Origin of the sequence: Winogradskyella ouciana (assembly GCF_009709615.1) — a bacterium.
In the GTDB taxonomy this organism is placed as follows: Bacteria; Bacteroidota; Bacteroidia; order Flavobacteriales; family Flavobacteriaceae; genus Winogradskyella; species Winogradskyella ouciana.
The window spans coordinates 158,396-176,588 of sequence record NZ_WJYA01000005.1 but is presented as its reverse complement, the minus strand read 5'-3'; the positions used below and the strand labels follow the sequence as shown (position 1 = coordinate 176,588).

The window sequence follows — 18,193 nt, the reverse complement described above, 5'->3', positions numbered from 1 at the left end:
GGATGCCACTGCAATCGCTAACGCGCTAATCCGCTAAATTCGGGCTCAACCATTTTATAGCTTCTTCCTCGCTAATGTCCCTGCGTTTGGCATAATTTTTAATTTGGTCTTCTTTAATTTTCCCTAACCCAAAATATTTAGCTTCAGGATTTGCAAAATAGTAGCCACTTACACTTGCTGCTGGCCACATGGCCAAACTATCCGTAAGCTCTACTCCAATAGCTTTTTTTACATTAAGAAGTTTCCAAATGGTTGTTTTTTCCAGATGATCTGGACAAGCGGGATAACCTGGTGCTGGGCGAATTCCTTTATAATTTTCCTTAATCAGTTCTTCATTGGTTAGATTTTCGTTTTGGGCGTAATTCCAGTGCTTAGTTCTTACTTCTTTATGTAAATATTCAGCAAAAGCCTCTGCCAATCTATCGGCAAGCGCTTTAATCATTATAGCGTTGTAATCGTCATTGTCCTTTTCAAATTGTGCTGCTAGTTCTTGGGTTCCAAATCCTGTGGAAACACAAAAACAACCCATATAATCTTGTTTGCCTGTTGCTTTTGGTGCAATAAAATCTGCTAAGGCTAAGTTTGGTTTGCCTTTTGCTTTTTTGGATTGTTGGCGAAGGGTTAAGAATGTGTCTATTGTATTTCCGACCTCATCTCTAATCTCAATATCATCGTCATTAATTGTATTAGCTTCAAATAATCCAAAAATAGCATTAGCCTTTAATAGCTTTTCATCAAAAATACGTTTGAGTAAAACTTGAGCATCAGTAAATAATTCTTTGGCTTGTTCTCCAACAATAGCATCAGTTAAAATCGCTGGATATTTACCATGCAAATCCCAACTTCTAAAAAATGGTGTCCAATCGATAAAATCTTCAAGCTTTGTAATGTCAAAATCTTCTATAACCTGAACTCCTAATTGTTGCGGTTTTATAATTTCTGAAGTGTTCCAGTCGATTTTAAATTTATTCTTACGAGCATCTTCAATGGTGAGGTATTCTTTCTTTTTACCTCGTTTCATGAATTGTTCGCGAAACAAATTATACTCTTCTCTTATTTGGTTTTTATAAACTTCACTATCTTTTTGAAGTAAATTACCAACAACTGTTACAGCTCTTGAGGCATCATTAATATGAACAACCGTATTACTGTAATGTGGTGCAATTTTTACTGCGGAATGTGCTCTAGAGGTTGTAGCGCCACCAATAATTAATGGAATCTCAATATTCTGTTTTTCCATTTCTTTTGAGACGTAAACCATTTCATCTAGTGAAGGTGTTATTAAACCACTTAAACCAATGATGTCCACTTTTTCTTTTATAGCCGTTTCTATAATTTTTTCAGGTGGCACCATTACTCCTAAATCTACAATTTCGTAATTATTACAGCCTAAAACGACGCTTACTATATTTTTACCAATATCATGAACATCACCTTTTACGGTAGCCATTAAAATTTTGCCGGCATATCTGGCCCCTTCCGTCCCCAAAGGGGAAACTTCTAGCGCTTCTTTTAATCTTTCTAGTACATCATCAAGATTTGATAAAACTTCATCATTTGTAAATCTAACTACTCTATAACCTTGTTCGTTTAGCCATTTTGTTCGTTCTTCATCTGAAGCTTTATTTTCAGGTAATTGATGTATTAGCCCATCAATTTCGACAATTAAACCTTTTTTTAAACAAATAAAATCTGCGATATAACTCCCGACAATATGTTGTCTTCTAAATTTATGATTATCTAATTTTTTGTTGCTTAAAACATCCCATAACAAAGCTTCTGCTTCTGTCGGTTTATTTCTCATTGTTTTGGCATGTTCTTTCATCAAACCGTACAAAAAAGGGTCTGCAGTTTTCCAGTAAAAACTCCCCTTTGGGGATTTAGGGGCTTTTTTCGCTTCTTCAATAAAAGGTTGGAGGTAAGCCACGGCTTTTTTCATTACACGTGCCGATTTCACCACTTGTGGTAAAAACATTTTTCCGCTGCCAAATAAATCTCCTACCACATTCATACCAATCATTAAATGACCTTCTATAACATCAATTGGTTTTTTGGAAGCCAATCGAGCCTCTTGAACATCTTCTATGATAAAGGCATCGATACCTTTTACCAAAGCATGCGTGATTCTATCTTGTAGAGGGTCGTTTCTCCATTCCTGTACTGCTGCATCTTTACTTGTTGAGGTTGAACCTTTTGCCTTAAGTTCTTCTGCAAAATCCAATAAGCGTTCTGTGGCATCATCGCGTCTATCAAACAACACGTCTTCAACGAGTTCTAATAACTCCTTGTCTATTTCGTCATAAATTTCGAGCATGGTTGGGTTAACGATACCTAAATTCATTCCATTTTTAATGGCATGATATAAAAACGAAGAGTGCATTGCTTCACGAACAATGTTGTTTCCTCTAAACGAAAAAGAAACGTTACTCACTCCACCAGAAACATTGGCATAAGGTAAATTTTCACGAATCCATTTTGTGGCTTCAAAAAAGTCGATGGCATTTCTGCGATGCTCATCCATACCTGTTGCCACAGGAAAAATATTAGGGTCGAAAATGATATCTTGAGGTGGAAAATTAACCTCGTTAACCAGAATATCGTAAGAGCGTTTACAAATCTCTATACGTCTGTTGTAATTATCTGCTTGCCCAGTTTCATCAAAAGCCATAACTATAACAGCGGCTCCGTAACGTTTCACCAATTTTGCTTGACGCTTAAATTCGGCTTCGCCTTCTTTTAAACTTATAGAGTTGACCACACATTTTCCTTGTGCAACTTGCAAACCAGCTTCGATAATTTCCCATTTAGAGCTATCGATCATTAATGGGATTCTAGAAATATCTGGTTCAGATGCGATGAGGTTTAAAAAGGTCGTCATGGCATGGACTCCATCGAGCATACCTTCATCCATGTTAACATCTAGAATCTGTGCGCCACCTTCTACCTGATCTCTAGCAACATCAAGGGCTTCATCGTATTTTTCTTCTTTTATTAAACGTAAAAATTTTCGGGATCCAGTTACGTTTGTTCGCTCTCCTACATTTATAAAATTGCTTTCTGGAGTTACAACGAGTGGTTCTAACCCAGATAGCGTTAAATATTTCTTACAGTCACTTTCTGCCATTATGCAAATTCTTGAATTAATCTTGGTTCGTATTTCTGAGCAACTTCAGCAATAGCTTTGATGTGCTCAGGACTTGTGCCACAACAACCACCAATTATATTGATGAGGCCATCCTTAAGATAGTCTTCAATAAAGCCTTGCATCTGTTTTGGTGATTCATCATATTCTCCAAAAGCATTAGGTAAACCTGCGTTGGGATGTGCTGAGGTGAAAAATTCAGTTTCGTTAGAAAGCCTTTGTAAATATGGTTTCAATTGTTCTGCACCAAGTGCGCAATTAAAGCCAACACTCAATAATGGAATATGAGATATCGACGTTAAAAAAGCTTCAACCGTTTGACCAGATAAAGTTCTACCCGAAGCATCTGTAATCGTACCCGAAACCATAATCGGAATGTCTATGTTTCGTTCTTCCTTAACTTCTTCAATAGCGAATAATGCTGCTTTTGCATTAAGCGTATCAAAAATGGTTTCAACTAAAAGGATATCAACACCACCATCAATTAAGGCTTCAACTTGTTGTTTGTAGGCAATTCGTAATTCGTTAAAAGTAATCGCTCTGTACTCTGGTCGGTTAACGTCTGGTGATAAGCTTGCTGTTTTATTGGTTGGGCCGATACTACCTGCTACAAAACGTGGTTTTTCTGGGTTAGCTTTAGTGAATTTCTCTGCAACTTGTTTCGCAATTTTGGCGGATTCAAAATTGAGCTCGTACACCAAATCTTCCATATCGTAATCTGCCATAGCGATTGTTGTGCCTGAAAATGTATTGGTTTCAACGATGTCTGCACCAGCTTCAAAGTATTTAGCATGTACTTCTGCTATGGCTTTTGGTTGTGTTATGGATAACAAATCGTTGTTGCCTTTTAGTGGCGAAGGGTAATCCTTAAAACGTTCGCCTCTAAAATCTTTTTCAGAGAAATTATACTGCTGAAGCATGGTTCCCATGGCTCCATCGAGGATTAATATTCGTTTTAACAATTCGATTTCTACTTTACTATTGCGTTTGGTCATAGTTGTTTTTTTGGTAAAACCAAAAGTCAATTGCACCGTAAAGGTGTGCTTAATAGAAAAATGTTATAAGAAAATAGGGAATTACAGATGTGTAATTTCGTTTGGGTTATCTATCCGAATTTGCGAGAAATGATTCGCTATAAACAGTAGAATTTAGCACCTTCTTAATAAGTTTAAGGGTTGCTAAGGTTTCATAGGGTCTAATCCCTCCACCTTTCTTGATAACATCTCAGTAAGTTAATTGAACTTTGTGTACACAATATTCTGAAAGAAATTATCAATAAGCAAATTTTATTCACTTTATTTTAACTAGAGGATATTGCATTTTAATCGTAACTTTGGCTTATCCCAAATGAATTAATTATGTTAGAAAACTTCTGGTTTAATGTTAAAATAGGCATTAACCATATTTTAGATATTAATGGCTACGACCATGTGCTTTTTTTGATGGTATTAGCTGTGCCTTATGTGTTTAAGGACTGGAAACGTGTCTTGGTTTTGGTGACACTCTTTACAGTAGGCCATACAGTTTCTCTATTTCTAGGTGCCTATGATGTTGTTACCGTTAACAGCAAATTGGTAGAATTTTTAATACCGATAACCATTTTAATAGCGGCTATTTATAATGTGTTTACCGCAGGTAAAAAAGAACGAAACAATAAAATTAGTGTGCTTTTTATTACCACGCTTTTTTTCGGACTTATTCACGGATTAGGTTTTGCACGTGAAGCAAAGATGTTAGCCGATGGCTCTTTGGCATTTCTTATTGAGTTTGCCATTGGTATAGAGATAGCTCAAATCATTGTGGTTTTTATTATCTTATTTTTAGGGTTCTTGTTTCAAACTATCTTTAGATTTTCGCGTAGAGATTGGGTCATGGTCCTTTCTGCTATTGTTATTGGATTGGTGATTCCAATGATAATAGGTAGTGATTTGTTAAACGCTTCATAATTGATAAAACTTTAACGGCAAGTAAATTGTTTATACAATTCTAACCTTTTATATTCGTTACTTACATTAATGCTTAATGTCCAAGGAAAAACAATTACGTTACGATAAGGCCTATTTAAGAATTGCACAAGAGTGGGGAAAGCTGTCTCATTGTAAGCGCAAACAGGTTGGTGCGCTGATTGTAAAAGATAGAATGATTATTTCTGATGGCTATAATGGCACGCCAACAGGCTTTGAGAATTATTGCGAAGATGAGGAAGGCTATACCAAGTGGTATGTGCTACATGCTGAAGCCAATGCTATTTTAAAAGTAGCATCCTCAACACAATCTTGTAAAGGAGCAACATTATATATTACGTTATCACCATGCAAGGAATGTAGTAAGTTGATTCATCAGGCTGGCATAATTCGTGTAGTGTATCAAGAAGGTTATAAAGATGATTCTGGACTGCAATTTTTAAAAAAAGCAGGAATAGAATTAGAGCATATTGAAGATTTAAAAGCCTAATGGCAACAAAAAATAAATACATACCACTTATCATCGGTGTTGCAATAGCAACAGGTGTTGTCATTGGTGGTAAGTTGAATTTTACTGACACTTCTGATAATCTTTTTACTACCAATAGTAAAAAAGACAAGCTCAACCGATTAATAGATTACATAGATTATGAGTATGTAGATGAAGTTGATACGGATAGCATAGTGGATGTAACCGTTAACGGTATTTTAGATAATCTAGATCCACATTCTACCTACATTCCAAAAGAAGATTTACAGCGAATTACCGAAAACATGAAAGGTGATTTTGTCGGTATCGGGATTAACTACTATCCATATAGAGATACCATTGCAGTTGTAAAACCTACAGAAGGTGGCCCGAGTGAACGTGCCGGAATTTTAGGCGGTGACCGCATATTAATGGCAGATGGCGACACTATTTTCGGAAAGGATATTACGAGCGATTTTATTTCAAAAAAACTTAAAGGCGATAAAAACACAAAAGTTAACCTGACTGTTTACCGAAAGAGTGAAAATAAATTACTTGAGTTTGAAATAAGACGAAAAGATATTCCAATTAAAAGCATTGAAGCGGCTTACATGTTGACCGATGAATTAGGTTACATTAAAATGAACCGCTTTGCTGAATCTAGTTTTAAAGAATTTAAATCGGCTTTAGAAGAATTACAGGAGCAAGGTGCGACCAAATTAGCCCTAGATTTAAGGGATAATCCAGGAGGGTTTTTGGGAATTGCAGAACAAATTGCTGATGAATTTTTGGAGGACGATAAGCTTATTTTGTTCACCAGAGATAAAAAAGGAAAGGAAGAGCGTACTTATGCCACACGTAGAGGCGATTTTGAGGATGGTGAGATTTATATTTTGATAAATGAGAACTCAGCCTCGGCAAGTGAGGTTATAGCTGGTGCACTTCAGGATAATGACAAAGGTATTATTATAGGACGTCGATCTTATGGTAAAGGTTTGGTACAACGTGAAATGGCATTGGGTGATGGTAGTGCGGTACGTTTAACGGTTTCAAGATATTATACTCCAACAGGTCGATCAATACAGCGACCTTATACCAATGGAGACAATAGGTCCTATTACAATGATTATTACAAACGCCTTAGAACTGGTGAGCTGGCTGACGAGGAGAGTATTAGAGTAGATGATTCCTTAAAATTTACGACACCAAAGGGTAAGGTTGTTTATGGAGGCGGAGGTATTATACCAGATGTTTTTGTACCTGTTGACCGTTCGTTTGATAACGAAACCATAAACTATTTACGTAGAAGAGGGCATTTTGGATATTTCGTTTTTGAAGAATTGGATAAAGATAGAAATGCATACGACCACGTAACTAAATACGACTTTATCAATAATTTTGAAGTGAGTGACGATATTGTTGTTCGCTTTCAGGAATTTGTTAACCGAAGAGAAGGCACAAATATAACCTTTGTTGCTTATAACGACGAAATCAGACGATTGATTAAAGCTACACTAGCAAGGCAATTGTATGATGACAATGCTTTTGAAGAAATCCTTAATAAAGAAGATGTAATGGTACAGGAGGTGATACTCTTAAGTACAGAATACCCAAATTTTAAACAGTAATCTTATCATGCACTTTAGTGTGCTGCCCATCATTCCAAAGTGTTAGAATATCTGTAGCAACATGCGATCCGCTTCCACAAGCCATTGAAAATTGACTTCTCCAACCAGCCAAGGTACCAGTAACATAAAGGTTTTCTTCAATTAAATGATCAGTGTTTTTTAACCAGATTCTATTTTTTTCAGGTTTTGTTCTAGGATGAGGTTCAATATAATCTTCAAGGCCTTTTATGGTCATAAGATTTGTATAACCAACCGCAACAACAACAATTTTTGAATGATAAATGCCTTTATTGGTAATGACTTTAAATCCACCTGAAAGTTTCTCTATTTGCGTTACTTTCTCCTTTTCAATTTGGGATATATGAGGATATAGCTCTTTGAGCTGTTCCTTTCCGCTTTCTAAGATATCCTTACCCAAAGTGCCAGGTTGTAATCCTAACACATTCTTGAAAAGCGCATTTTGTAAGTGCGACGCTTTTTGATGGGCTATTATACCAATAGACTTATCTTTAGCAAAGGTCTTTTCTTTTGCCGAACCTAAAACCAATGCGCAAGACAAACCCGCTGCTCCACCTCCTATGATTAAAACATCAAAACTCATTTATGTTTCTTACTTAGGGTTTCAATTTTCTTAGAAATTCTAAGAATTTGAAGTAAAATTACAGCACATAATGAAGCTATAATAGTAAGAACAGCTGTGTAGCTTTCTCCTTCAAAAGGTGCCTCAAAATCTAGTTTTGTAGCATTAAAAATCATTAGGCCTAATGCAAGAATGGTTATTATCCAAGTAAATACTTTCATAGTTTAGTTTTTAAACTAATAATGCTTTAATATTTGCAGCAAAAAGTTTCACTGCTATTGCCAACAAAATTACACCAAAAACTTTTCTTATAATCTTAATACCGTTTGCACCTAATATTCTTTCAATTTTTGCCGACGTTTTCAATACAATATATATGAAAATGACGTTGCAAATTACGGCAACAATAATATTTTCAATTGCAAATTCTGCGCGTAAGGATAGTAAGGTTGTTAGACTTCCTGGGCCAGCGATTAAAGGAAATGCCAATGGAAAAACCGAAGCTGTCAATGCATTATGCTCTTCGTCTTTGTATAATGTAATGCCCAAAACCATTTCTAGGGCTATAAAAAAGATAACAAAGGCACCAGCTACGGCAAAAGAATTAACATCAATACCAATGAGGTTTAGTAAACTCTTTCCAACAAACAGAAAAATAATCATTATCACACCAGCGATAAGTGACGCCTTTTCACTCTGAATATGACCAACTTTTTTACGTAAATCGATGATAATTGGAACGTTTCCGATAATATCAATTACCGCGAAAAGTACCATAAACGCTGTAAAAATCTCTTTAAAATTTAACTCCATGACATTTAATTCTAAAATTCGCCGCAAAGGTGCGACTTAATTACTGATTTTCAATATTAAATTACAGTAAACTTTAACTATTTTTGCGGCATGTTTCAGCTAGGAAAAACAATCGTTTCAGAAGATATAATACAGAAGGACTTTGTCTGTAATCTTTCTGCTTGCAAAGGTGCTTGTTGTGTTGATGGAGATGCAGGTGCACCTCTTGAGGAAGCAGAAGTCAAAATCTTAGAAGATATTTATCCAAAAGTAAAACCATTCCTAAGAAAAGAAGGCATAGAAGTTATTGAAGCGCAAGGCACTTCCGTAAAAACAGATTATGGAGAGCTGGAAACACCATTGATTAATGGAGCAGAATGTGCTTATGTGATTTTCGATGAAAAAAATACGGCCCTTTGCGCTATTGAAGAAGCATACAATCAAGGCGAGGTTGATTGGAAAAAACCTGTGTCTTGCCATTTATATCCTATACGTGTAAAAGACTACTCTGAATTCTCTGGAGTTAACTACGAAAAATGGGAAATCTGCGATGACGCCTGTTCATTGGGAAAAGAACTTCAAGTACCGGTTTATAAGTTTGTAAAAGAAGCGCTAATTAGAAAGTTTGGCGAAGATTGGTATGCTGAACTGGAGAAGGTTGCTGAGAAAAACTTTGGGAAGTAATTTTTACACAGGGATATTTAGCGTCACTCGAGTACCTGAAGGGGTGTTACTTTCGTACAGGTCATCAATATCTAGAGTATAAGAATTTTGAAAGGCTTTGGAGAAATTGGCCAAGCGTGCTTTTGTAATATCTATACCCACTGATTTTCGTTTTAGTTTTTTATTGTCCTTAATTCTCTTTGAAGCGATTCTGCCAATCCCATTATCAATGATTTCAACAGTGATATAATCTGAAGAATTTTTAAACACGTTCAAATCTATTTTTTTGTTATCAGGTTTAGACGATAAGCCATGCCATAGCGCATTTTCTAAGAAGGGCTGAAGGATTAATGATGGCACCTTAGTGACTTCAGTATTTATGGATTCATCAACGCTTATGTTAAAATCTATCTCATTGTCAAACCTTATGTTTTCTATATTCATGTAAAGCTTCATGGTTTCTAATTCGTCATGCAACGTCGTTTCTTTTTCTTTTGAAGCGATTAAGATTTTACGAATTAATTTGGAAAACTTATTGAGGTAATACACCGCATTTTCCTTTTCATTATTAATGATATAGAGTTTTATGGAGTTCAGGGAATTAAAGATAAAGTGAGGATTCATTTGGCTTCTCAACATATCTTGTTCTAAGGTTAGGATTTGTTTGTCTTGCTCCAAACTTCTATTTCTGTTAATGATGAATAAGGCAATTCCAAAAATGGTTAAAGCTAACATAGAATACCAAAAAATACTTTTGTTACGTTCCAGACGTAGCCGCATAGCTTCTTTTTCTGATGCTAAGGCTTTAATTTGATTGTTCTTGTTTTGGTTCTCATATTCAATGACGATATCATTAACATATTGAAGGTTTTTTTCTGTAAGAATAGTGTTTTCAATATCTACCGCATTTTGATAATACTCTAAAGCAGTTTTATAATTCCCTTTTAACTTATTGACTTCAGAAAGTAATTTACTAGAGGATGCAATAGACGATTTTAAATTGTAAGTACTAGCGACTTCAAGGCCTTTTTTTAAGGTGTTTTCTGCCTGGGAAATTTGATTAAGGGCAATTTCTAGCTGGCCGAGATTAATATAAGAGGATGCAATATAGAACTGATCCTTTAGTGCCAATGATTTTTTTAGAGCATCCTTGATAATAGGTTCTGCCTTTTCATAATTTTCTTTCTTAAGATAAATACCTCCAATACTATTAAAACATATCATACGACCAACTTCAGAATTAATAGCTTCGTTGTAATACAAGGATTTTTCGTAGTTAGCTAATGCAATGTCTAAATTCCCTTTAGCCTCTTCTGCGTAACCAATATTGTGATAGTTAATCGCCAAGCCTAATTTATTATTGGCTTTTTCCTCAATTTCAAGTGATTTTTTAAACTGCATTATGGCTATGTCGTACTGCTGCAACGCCAAATAAATGTTTCCAATACTATTTTGTGAAACGGCGATATTATAGTTTACGGTTGGTGATGGGTCTTTTACTTCGTAAGCAATTTTTAAAGCTTCGGTGTGATAATCTAGTGCAGGTTTAATAATATCCATACGTCTGTAAGCGACACCTATCATGTTAAGGTTTACAATGCGTAATTCATTGTTTTTTGCTTTATCTGCAAAAGATTCTCCCTGTTCGTGAAGCTCGATGGCTTTATCATAGTTAGAAATATTTCTGTTGATTACTCCAAGTGCATTGAGTGCATAGCTGGCACCTTCATGATAGGCGTTTAGCTTAGCAGTTTCTAAAACACGCTTCATTTTTATACTATCCCTTTCAAAAGGTTTTAATATAGAATCAATGCCAGTGTAAGTTGCAGGTTTTGTTTTACTAAGATGATCTAGCGCAGCTTCAAAATCTAAATCTTGGGCATTGCTTATTAAAGAACCCATCGCAAATACTGCGACAAAAAATAAAATTTTATATGTAATGTTATTTTTCAAAGATATTAAGCTATTCTATTAAAGTTTTTCAAGGAAATCAGATTTACGCTGCCTAGCAACAGGGATTTTATGGTTGCTATCCATAATCACGTAGCCTTCATTTTTTATAAAGGCTTTTATCTTATTTAGGTTAATGATGAATGAATTATGAATTCTAAAAAAATAGTGCTCAGGTAAAATGGCATCTACTTCTTTTAGCTTTTTAGTGACTACTATCTTTTTTTGATCTTGTAGAAAAAGCGTACTATAATTACCGTCAGATTCTACATAGATAATATCATCAACATCTAAAAATAAAAGCTTGCCATCTGTATTTATCGTAATACGTTTTTTATCGAATTTCGAATTAAAATTAGAAAGCATGTTTTCTAACTTGGTTGCATTCAAAAACCGATCACTATGCTTTTTTATTTTATCTATGGTTTCTCTTAAATCGTCAGAATCTATAGGTTTTAAGAGGTAATCAATAGCTTCGTGCTTTAGTGCTTTTATTGCATATTCATCATAAGCCGTTGTAATTACAACCGCAAAATTTATTTGTTCTAACTGTTCTAAAAACTGAAAACCACCAATGGTTGGCATCTGTACATCCAGGAACAAACAATCTGGTGTATGTGATGCTAAATATTTTAAAGCCTCTTCTGGGTTTGTAAATGACTGTGTTACCTCAATTTCTTTTTTGAAGTTGCCCAATTCCCAAATTAAGCTTTGAATGGCCTTAGGCTCGTCATCAATGATTACAGCTTTTAACATAATTGAGATTCTAAGTTATAAATATATACATATATTAAATGATGTCGTTTTTTTATGTATATCATGTAGAGATTTATGTATAGTGTGTTTAAAATAGGAATGTTAAATTTCAAATATCCACCTATACACTTTTTTTTACCAGTTATACATTGCTATTAAAATATGTACAAGTTTATTTTGATATTTGAGTAATGAAACTGACCAAGTTATGAGTGAATGGGGGTTTGCTCTTAATAAAAAGGTTAAACGCTATTAATCATATAAAGTCAGGATTTGTTTTTAATTCTGCCTTTTTATTTCAGTGTTAATTTGTTACAAGCAATTTAGGGATTGCTTTTTCATTACTTAGTTAGTTATTAGGGAGAAAAAGAGCGTTTATTAAAACGCTCTTTTTCGTTATCTACATACCATATACAAATTATAAAACTATCAGTAAACACGCCTACTAGCCATTGTTTTTATATGATTAATCCTACATGTAAATGAATGACCACGTATTTATAAATAATTGAAAATCAATTATTTATATAATAATTTCACAAAACATTAGGTTTTATAGGCGATACCGCAGTTTGTTAAAAACTTGTTGACAATGTTTATGATTATGCCTTTTAATTTTAACGACAATTGTCAATATTTGTTCAGGGCAAAGTAAAAAATAGATTTTAATAGCGGTTTTTAAGTCAACTTTAAAAATCTCTGTTTTTGAAAGTTTCGAGCCCTTTTTTATTCCTCGAATAGGAAAATTTTTAACTCAATTTACGGCATTTGCTAATTGAATTCGGAGTATTCGCACTTTTACTCCCTAGGACTGTTAGCTTCAAAAATTAACAAAAACCATGGAAACCAAACAACTAGAAATCACAGAAATTATTAAAAGGGATTACGAAACAACTCCATTTGTTTTAAATAAAATTTCTAACGCTGTCGAAAAAGCTATGATGTCTGTTGGCAATGGTACCAAGGAAGATGCAAAAGGAATAGCGGCAAAAGTTTTTGAGGCTTTATTGGAGCGAAGAGCAGATGACCAAAACTATGTCCCAACTGTTGAGGAGGTACAAGATCTCGTAGAGGTTAAATTAATGGACAGTCAGTTTTTGGATGTTGCAAAGGCGTACATCCTTTACAGAGATGAGCAAGCCAGAAACAGAAAGACCAATATTTTTGAAAAGCGTATCAATTTAAAGCCTTATGAGTATCCGGCACTTAATGAATACGTGGATGCAATTAGACACTCATACTGGATACACTCAGAGTTTAATTTTACGAGTGATATACAGGATTTTAAAACAAGGCTTACTGTTGTAGAGCAGAATGCTATAAAAAATACCATGCTTGCCATTTCGCAAATCGAAGTTGCGGTAAAAACATTTTGGGGAGATATTTACCAAAAGATGCCAAAACCAGAGATTGGGTCTGTAGGAGCAACGTTTGCAGAAAGTGAAGTGCGTCATCATGATGCGTATTCTCATTTACTAGAAATTCTTGGACTTAATAATGAATTTAAGCGACTAAAGAAAAATCCTGTAATAATGCGACGTGTGCATTATCTGGAAACGGCTTTAAAAAATGCAAAAAGTGAAGATAGCAAAGAGTATGCGGAATCTATTTTACTGTTCTCTCTATTTATAGAGCACGTATCGTTGTTTTCACAATTTCTAATCATAATGGCTTTTAACAAGCACAAGAATATGCTTAAGGGTATCTCTAATGTTGTGGAAGCAACATCTAAAGAAGAACAAATTCATGGAGATTTTGGTATTGATGTCATTAGAATTATAAAAGACGAAAACCCAACTTGGTTTGGCGAAGAGCACAATACCATAGTTAAGGTAATGTGTGAAGAAGCTTTTGAATCTGAAAGTAGAATCATCGATTGGATTTTTGAAGCAGGTGAATTGGATTTCCTTCCAAAGAATGTGATCAACGAATTTATTAAGCAAAGATTTAATAATTCCCTCGAAAGTATTGGCATCGATAAAGTATTCGATATCGATGAAAGCTTACTAGAGCAAACCGAATGGTTTGACGATGAAATCATTGGTACTAAACACGGTGATTTCTTTGTAAAACGCTCTATCAACTATAGCAAAAGAACTAAAAGTATAACCAGCGACGACTTATTTTAATTAACCATGAACGACAACACTAAACTAAAAATTGACAACAACGTAGAGAATCCTCAAGCTACTAAAACCTTACCTCACGAAGAACTACTAAAAGCCAGAAAAGAAGCCATTAAGGAGGCTAAATCTGAGCCGGAAATAAAATGGTTAACAGACCATAGTCGCAAATTTTTGTCATCGGGTTACCTTACAGAAGGTACAACACCAGAAGCAAGAATAAGAGAAATAGCAGATAACGCAGAGCGCATCTTAAAGATTGATGGCTTTGCAGATAAGTTCTATGGCTATATGGCAGAAGGTTTTTACTCTCTGGCATCACCTGTATGGTCTAACTTTGGTAAAAAACGTGGTTTACCAATAAGTTGTTTTGGTTCGCATATTTCTGATGATATGGGAGATATTCTTTATACGCAGTCAGAAGTAGGCATGATGTCTAAACTAGGAGGTGGTACTTCGGGTTATTTCGGTAAACTTCGCCATAGAGGTGCACCAGTAAAAAACAACGGTGAATCATCAGGAGCTGTACACATTATGCAACTGTTTGAAAAAATGGTTGACGTTGTGAGCCAAGGCTCAGTAAGACGTGGTCGTTTTTCCCCATATCTACCAATTGAACATAATGATATACACGAATTTTTAGAAATCGGTACAGAAGGTAATCCAATACAAGAGTTAACACATGGAGTTACTGTTGGTAATGAGTGGATGCAAGAAATGATTGATGGTGATACTGAAAAAAGAGCCATTTGGGCAAAAGTATTACAACGAAGAGGAGAAATAGGGTATCCTTATATCTTCTTTAGGGATAATGCTAATAACACTGCACCTGAATGTTATCAAGAAAATAAACACGAAATCTACGCAAGTAACTTGTGCTCTGAGATTATGTTACCAACCAATGACAGATGGTCTTTTGTTTGCGTACTGTCTTCAATAAACTTGTTGCATTACGATAAGTGGAAGAACACAGATGCTGTAGAAACGATGATCTATTTCTTGGATGCCGTGTTAGAAGAATTTGTAACCAAGCTCGAAGTGTACAGAGATTCTCCAGATCGTGACGACCAACAGACTTTCATGTTTATGGAGAAAGCTTACAACTTTGCTAAAGAAAACAGAGCATTGGGAATGGGAGCTTTAGGTTGGCACTCATTATTACAATCTAAGATGTTACCGTTTGATAGCGCTGAAGCATTTAACCTTAACAGTGAAATCTTTAAGACCATTAAAGAGAAGTCGGTTAAAGCTTCTGAAGAATTGGCAGAGTTATTTGGTGAGCCAGAAGTATTAAAAGGCTACGGAAGACGTAATGCTACATTAAATGCTGTAGCGCCAACAACATCGTCTGCATTTATCTTAGGACAAGTATCACAAGGTATAGAGCCAATTTGGTCTAATAGCTATGTTAAGGATATTGCTAAAATTAAAACAACGATTAAGAATCCGTTCTTAAAAGCACTTTTAAAAGAAAAAGGAATGGATACGCCAGAAATTTGGAAAAGTATCCGTGACTACGATGGCTCGGTACAACATTTAGAAGGCTTATCGGATCTTGAAAAAGATGTATTTAAGACCTATTCTGAAATTGACCAAATGACCATCATTTATCAAGCGGCAAACAGACAGAACCATATCGACCAAGGACAATCGTTGAATATTATGGTGCATCCAGATATGCCTGTAAAGGACATTAACAAAATCTATGTTACAGCATGGCAATTAGGAGTAAAATCCTTGTACTACCAACACAGTATGAACGCAGCACAGAAATTTAAGCAAAAGAAGGAATGTGCTAGTTGTGAAGGGTAAAATCCTTTAAAAAGCCTCAAATTATAATGATAAGAAGCATCTCTGAAAAGAGGTGCTTTTTTTAATTTAACTAAAATATAATTAGTTGTCATGCTGAACTTGTTTCAGCATCTTGAATATCATATTTTAGATTCTGAAACAAGTTCAGAATGACAAAAGACATAAAAAGAGATAATAACCTCTATTTGTCAACCAAAGTATCAGTCCCCAAATACTTATCATCCTTATTATAATACCAAGCCCTTACTTTTGGCATTTTAATGCCATTAACAATAGCTTCTTCCGACAGTAAAATATATTCACCAGTGTCAGGTTGTTCTTTGCCATTCTCATCCGTTTTAAAAAACTGATAGACTTCCATGGCATAAGTTTTTGGGTTAAAATAAAAATACCAAACATCACTACCTACAGCTTCATCATAAGTCACTTTTAAAACCAGATAGTCTTTACCTTTAAAGGTTTTCTTTTCAACGTTTTGGCTGAGGTTGGTGCCAGGATCATTGAGCTTCATGGGTAAACCATAGAGATAGGTGTAATAGTTTTTATAGAGGTTGGCTCTGTCACAAGACATATTTTTGCCTTTAGCCTCTATGCTGTCCAAAACCGTACCGTTATAAACCATTGAGCACGTGTCTTTATTGATGGTATATTGAGTGGTTACAGTATCTCTTGTTGCTGTGACGTTAAAATATTCAGCAGGTAAATCAATCTTTATTTTACTGGTACGCTTAGATGCATTTGGTGTACTCATCACCACTGTAAACTCCTCATTAAAAGTTTCCCAGTTGTTATTTGGGTCGTGATAGGCAATGGTGTTTTCCAATACCTGTTCTGCAGATAGGTCTTGAGCATTTACGCCAATTGAAGCACAGAAAAGAAGCGCAACGAAGATTTTTCTTATCATATCGATAATTTGTTTGATGTTTACTAAAGTACTGGCTTTTTTTCTATATTGGATGCTTCAACCAAAAAACACGCTCCAAATATGGAAGATATGACCATACTTGAAGTTAGCGAATCGAGCTGCTCTATTTGCAAAACTCCAATGCAGACCGAAAATATTTATTGCCCAGAATGCGGCTTCCCAGAAAATGGTACGGATAGCGATGTGGCAAAATTCCATGCGAGAAATGCCATGAAGAAAAACCAGCACATGGATGCGGGTAAAAAAATAAGATCGGCAAGAAATGTGCTTTACGTTATGGCAGGAATTATTATTCTATTTGGCGTTGTCAGTTTTTTTAATGATCAGGATATAGCACTATTAATTAGCAATGTTATCGTTGGTATTATTTATTTGGCCTTAGGCTCTTGGACATCGAAGAAACCTCTTGTAGCAATATTATTAGGGCTTTTACTTTACTTAACAACAATTATTATCTCAGCAATTTTTGAGCCTTCAACACTTTTTAGAGGTCTTATTTTTAAGATATTCATTATTGCTTATCTAGGAGCGGGAGTATATTCTGCCTCGTCAATAAAAAAATAAAGGAATAGGGTTTTAGTATGGATAAAAGTTGCTCTAGCTGTAAAACAGTATTTCTTGAAGACGTAAAGTTCTGTACCAATTGTGGTCAATCACTTCTCAAATCAAAAGTTGGGACAAGAACCACCTCCCTTAATATTATTTTAGCATTCTATGTCATCTTCTTACTCTTTGCTGTAGCTGCGTATTTTCTATATGAACAATATCCATTTAGTCTAAAAGTCGAAATAATAATAGAGAGCATCTTTGCGCTATTGGTTTTAGGATTTTCGGCATTAGACTACAGAGCTATTTTAAAGCTATACAAACTGCCCAAAATTGATTGGAAAATAGTCACATTCTCTGTTGTCTTTCCAATTTTTTCGGCATTCACAGTGTACTTCACCGTAGAATATGCGAACACACATTTGTTTGAATCGTTTGAAGATAATTACTATGGCGGTTACACCTATTTAGATCATCCTTTGTTTTGGGCTATACTATTTACAGCTATACTACCACCAATTTTTGAAGAATTGGCATTTAGAGGTTTTTTGTTTAATCAATTACAAAAATTAGTAAGCGAAAAAGTAACCATCATAGCAACTGCATTCATTTTTGCTTTGGTCCATTTTTCGTTTATATCCCTAATCTGGATTTTACCTTTTGGTTTAATCTTGGGATATATAAGAAGTAAGTACAATACATTGTGGTATGGGATTGTCATCCACTTCATCCACAATTTTATCATAATAATGATAGATTATTATACCTACAATTCTACATTACTAGAGCTGTAAACAAATCGTATAAAAACGAAAAGCACCCAATGCCGAACTGTACGGGAGG

Annotated in this window: 16 protein-coding genes, 1 pseudogene and 1 riboswitch; of the genes and pseudogenes, 8 read left to right on the top strand and 9 right to left on the bottom strand. The window is 34.9% G+C overall.

Annotated elements, in window-relative coordinates:
- Positions 1-25: 25 nt before the first annotated feature.
- The 3 genes and pseudogenes from F1003_RS08350 to F1003_RS08345 all read right to left on the bottom strand — a co-directional run bounded on the left by F1003_RS08350 (position 26) and on the right by F1003_RS08345 (position 4,137).
- A complete protein-coding gene (locus F1003_RS08350; RefSeq protein ID WP_438695860.1) occupies positions 26-2,125 on the bottom strand; it encodes a vitamin B12 dependent-methionine synthase activation domain-containing protein in 2,100 nt (699 codons plus the stop codon).
- A gap of 207 nt (positions 2,126-2,332) precedes the next feature.
- A pseudogene (locus F1003_RS17835) lies at positions 2,333-3,124 on the bottom strand (dihydropteroate synthase); the annotation flags it as partial.
- Entirely contained in the window at positions 3,124-4,137 is a 1,014-nt protein-coding gene (locus F1003_RS08345) for a homocysteine S-methyltransferase family protein (protein WP_155088860.1), read from the bottom strand. The pseudogene F1003_RS17835 and the gene F1003_RS08345, both read right to left, overlap by 1 nt.
- A 103-nt stretch (positions 4,138-4,240) precedes the next feature.
- Positions 4,241-4,365, bottom strand: a riboswitch (SAM riboswitch).
- A 135-nt stretch (positions 4,366-4,500) separates the two neighbouring features.
- Here F1003_RS08345 and F1003_RS08340 point away from each other — a divergent pair.
- From F1003_RS08340 to F1003_RS08330, 3 genes are all read left to right on the top strand, one after another.
- Positions 4,501-5,088 carry a HupE/UreJ family protein gene (locus F1003_RS08340; RefSeq protein WP_155088858.1) on the top strand — a complete coding sequence of 196 codons (588 nt, stop codon included), beginning with the start codon at positions 4,501-4,503 and terminating at the stop codon, positions 5,086-5,088.
- A 76-nt stretch (positions 5,089-5,164) separates the two neighbouring features.
- Positions 5,165-5,596 carry a deoxycytidylate deaminase gene (locus F1003_RS08335; RefSeq protein ID WP_155088857.1) on the top strand — a complete coding sequence of 144 codons (432 nt, stop codon included), beginning with the start codon at positions 5,165-5,167 and terminating at the stop codon, positions 5,594-5,596.
- Positions 5,596-7,203 (top strand): S41 family peptidase, encoded by a 1,608-nt coding sequence (locus F1003_RS08330; RefSeq protein WP_155088855.1) that lies wholly within the window; start codon positions 5,596-5,598, stop codon positions 7,201-7,203. Before F1003_RS08335 ends, F1003_RS08330 begins: the two co-directional genes overlap by 1 nt.
- Here F1003_RS08330 and F1003_RS08325 read toward each other — a convergent pair.
- The 3 genes from F1003_RS08325 to F1003_RS08315 are packed head-to-tail and all read right to left on the bottom strand — an operon-like array spanning position 7,193 to position 8,596.
- Positions 7,193-7,804, bottom strand: coding sequence for an FAD-dependent oxidoreductase (locus tag F1003_RS08325; RefSeq protein ID WP_155088853.1), 612 nt, complete (start codon positions 7,802-7,804; stop codon positions 7,193-7,195). The two genes, F1003_RS08330 and F1003_RS08325, sit on opposite strands and share 11 nt — an antisense overlap.
- The gene (locus F1003_RS08320; RefSeq protein WP_155088852.1) at positions 7,801-8,004 is read right to left on the bottom strand and encodes a hypothetical protein; all 204 of its coding nucleotides are present in this window, start codon (positions 8,002-8,004) and stop codon (positions 7,801-7,803) included. Before F1003_RS08320 ends, F1003_RS08325 begins: the two co-directional genes overlap by 4 nt.
- A 10-nt stretch (positions 8,005-8,014) precedes the next feature.
- Positions 8,015-8,596 carry a MarC family protein gene (locus F1003_RS08315; protein ID WP_155088850.1) on the bottom strand — a complete coding sequence of 194 codons (582 nt, stop codon included), beginning with the start codon at positions 8,594-8,596 and terminating at the stop codon, positions 8,015-8,017.
- Between the two features lie 90 nt (positions 8,597-8,686).
- On the opposite strand from F1003_RS08315, the gene F1003_RS08310 reads away from it, so the two are divergent.
- Positions 8,687-9,259, top strand: coding sequence for a DUF3109 family protein (locus tag F1003_RS08310; RefSeq protein ID WP_155088848.1), 573 nt, complete (start codon positions 8,687-8,689; stop codon positions 9,257-9,259).
- A 3-nt stretch (positions 9,260-9,262) separates the two neighbouring features.
- Here the strand turns inward: F1003_RS08310 and F1003_RS08305 are convergent, their stop codons facing one another.
- Positions 9,263-11,191, bottom strand: coding sequence for a tetratricopeptide repeat-containing sensor histidine kinase (locus F1003_RS08305; RefSeq protein WP_235898300.1), 1,929 nt, complete (start codon positions 11,189-11,191; stop codon positions 9,263-9,265).
- 18 nt (positions 11,192-11,209) lie between these two features.
- Positions 11,210-11,944 carry a LytR/AlgR family response regulator transcription factor gene (locus F1003_RS08300; RefSeq protein ID WP_155088846.1) on the bottom strand — a complete coding sequence of 245 codons (735 nt, stop codon included), beginning with the start codon at positions 11,942-11,944 and terminating at the stop codon, positions 11,210-11,212.
- 839 nt (positions 11,945-12,783) lie between these two features.
- Here F1003_RS08300 and F1003_RS08295 point away from each other — a divergent pair.
- Both F1003_RS08295 and F1003_RS08290 read left to right on the top strand, forming a co-directional pair.
- On the top strand, positions 12,784-14,073 hold the full coding sequence (locus tag F1003_RS08295) for a ribonucleotide-diphosphate reductase subunit beta (protein ID WP_155088844.1): 1,290 nt from the start codon (positions 12,784-12,786) through the stop codon (positions 14,071-14,073).
- A gap of 6 nt (positions 14,074-14,079) precedes the next feature.
- Complete coding sequence (locus tag F1003_RS08290; RefSeq protein ID WP_155088842.1) at positions 14,080-15,879, top strand: ribonucleoside-diphosphate reductase subunit alpha; 1,800 nt, start codon at positions 14,080-14,082, stop codon at positions 15,877-15,879.
- A gap of 181 nt (positions 15,880-16,060) precedes the next feature.
- Here the strand turns inward: F1003_RS08290 and F1003_RS08285 are convergent, their stop codons facing one another.
- Positions 16,061-16,783 carry a DUF6503 family protein gene (locus F1003_RS08285; RefSeq protein ID WP_155088840.1) on the bottom strand — a complete coding sequence of 241 codons (723 nt, stop codon included), beginning with the start codon at positions 16,781-16,783 and terminating at the stop codon, positions 16,061-16,063.
- A gap of 90 nt (positions 16,784-16,873) precedes the next feature.
- Here F1003_RS08285 and F1003_RS08280 point away from each other — a divergent pair, with 90 nt between their 5' ends.
- Both F1003_RS08280 and F1003_RS08275 read left to right on the top strand, forming a co-directional pair.
- Entirely contained in the window at positions 16,874-17,368 is a 495-nt protein-coding gene (locus F1003_RS08280; RefSeq protein WP_155088839.1) for a hypothetical protein, read from the top strand.
- A gap of 17 nt (positions 17,369-17,385) precedes the next feature.
- Positions 17,386-18,144 carry a CPBP family intramembrane glutamic endopeptidase gene (locus F1003_RS08275; RefSeq protein WP_155088837.1) on the top strand — a complete coding sequence of 253 codons (759 nt, stop codon included), beginning with the start codon at positions 17,386-17,388 and terminating at the stop codon, positions 18,142-18,144.
- Positions 18,145-18,193: the final 49 nt, after the last annotated feature.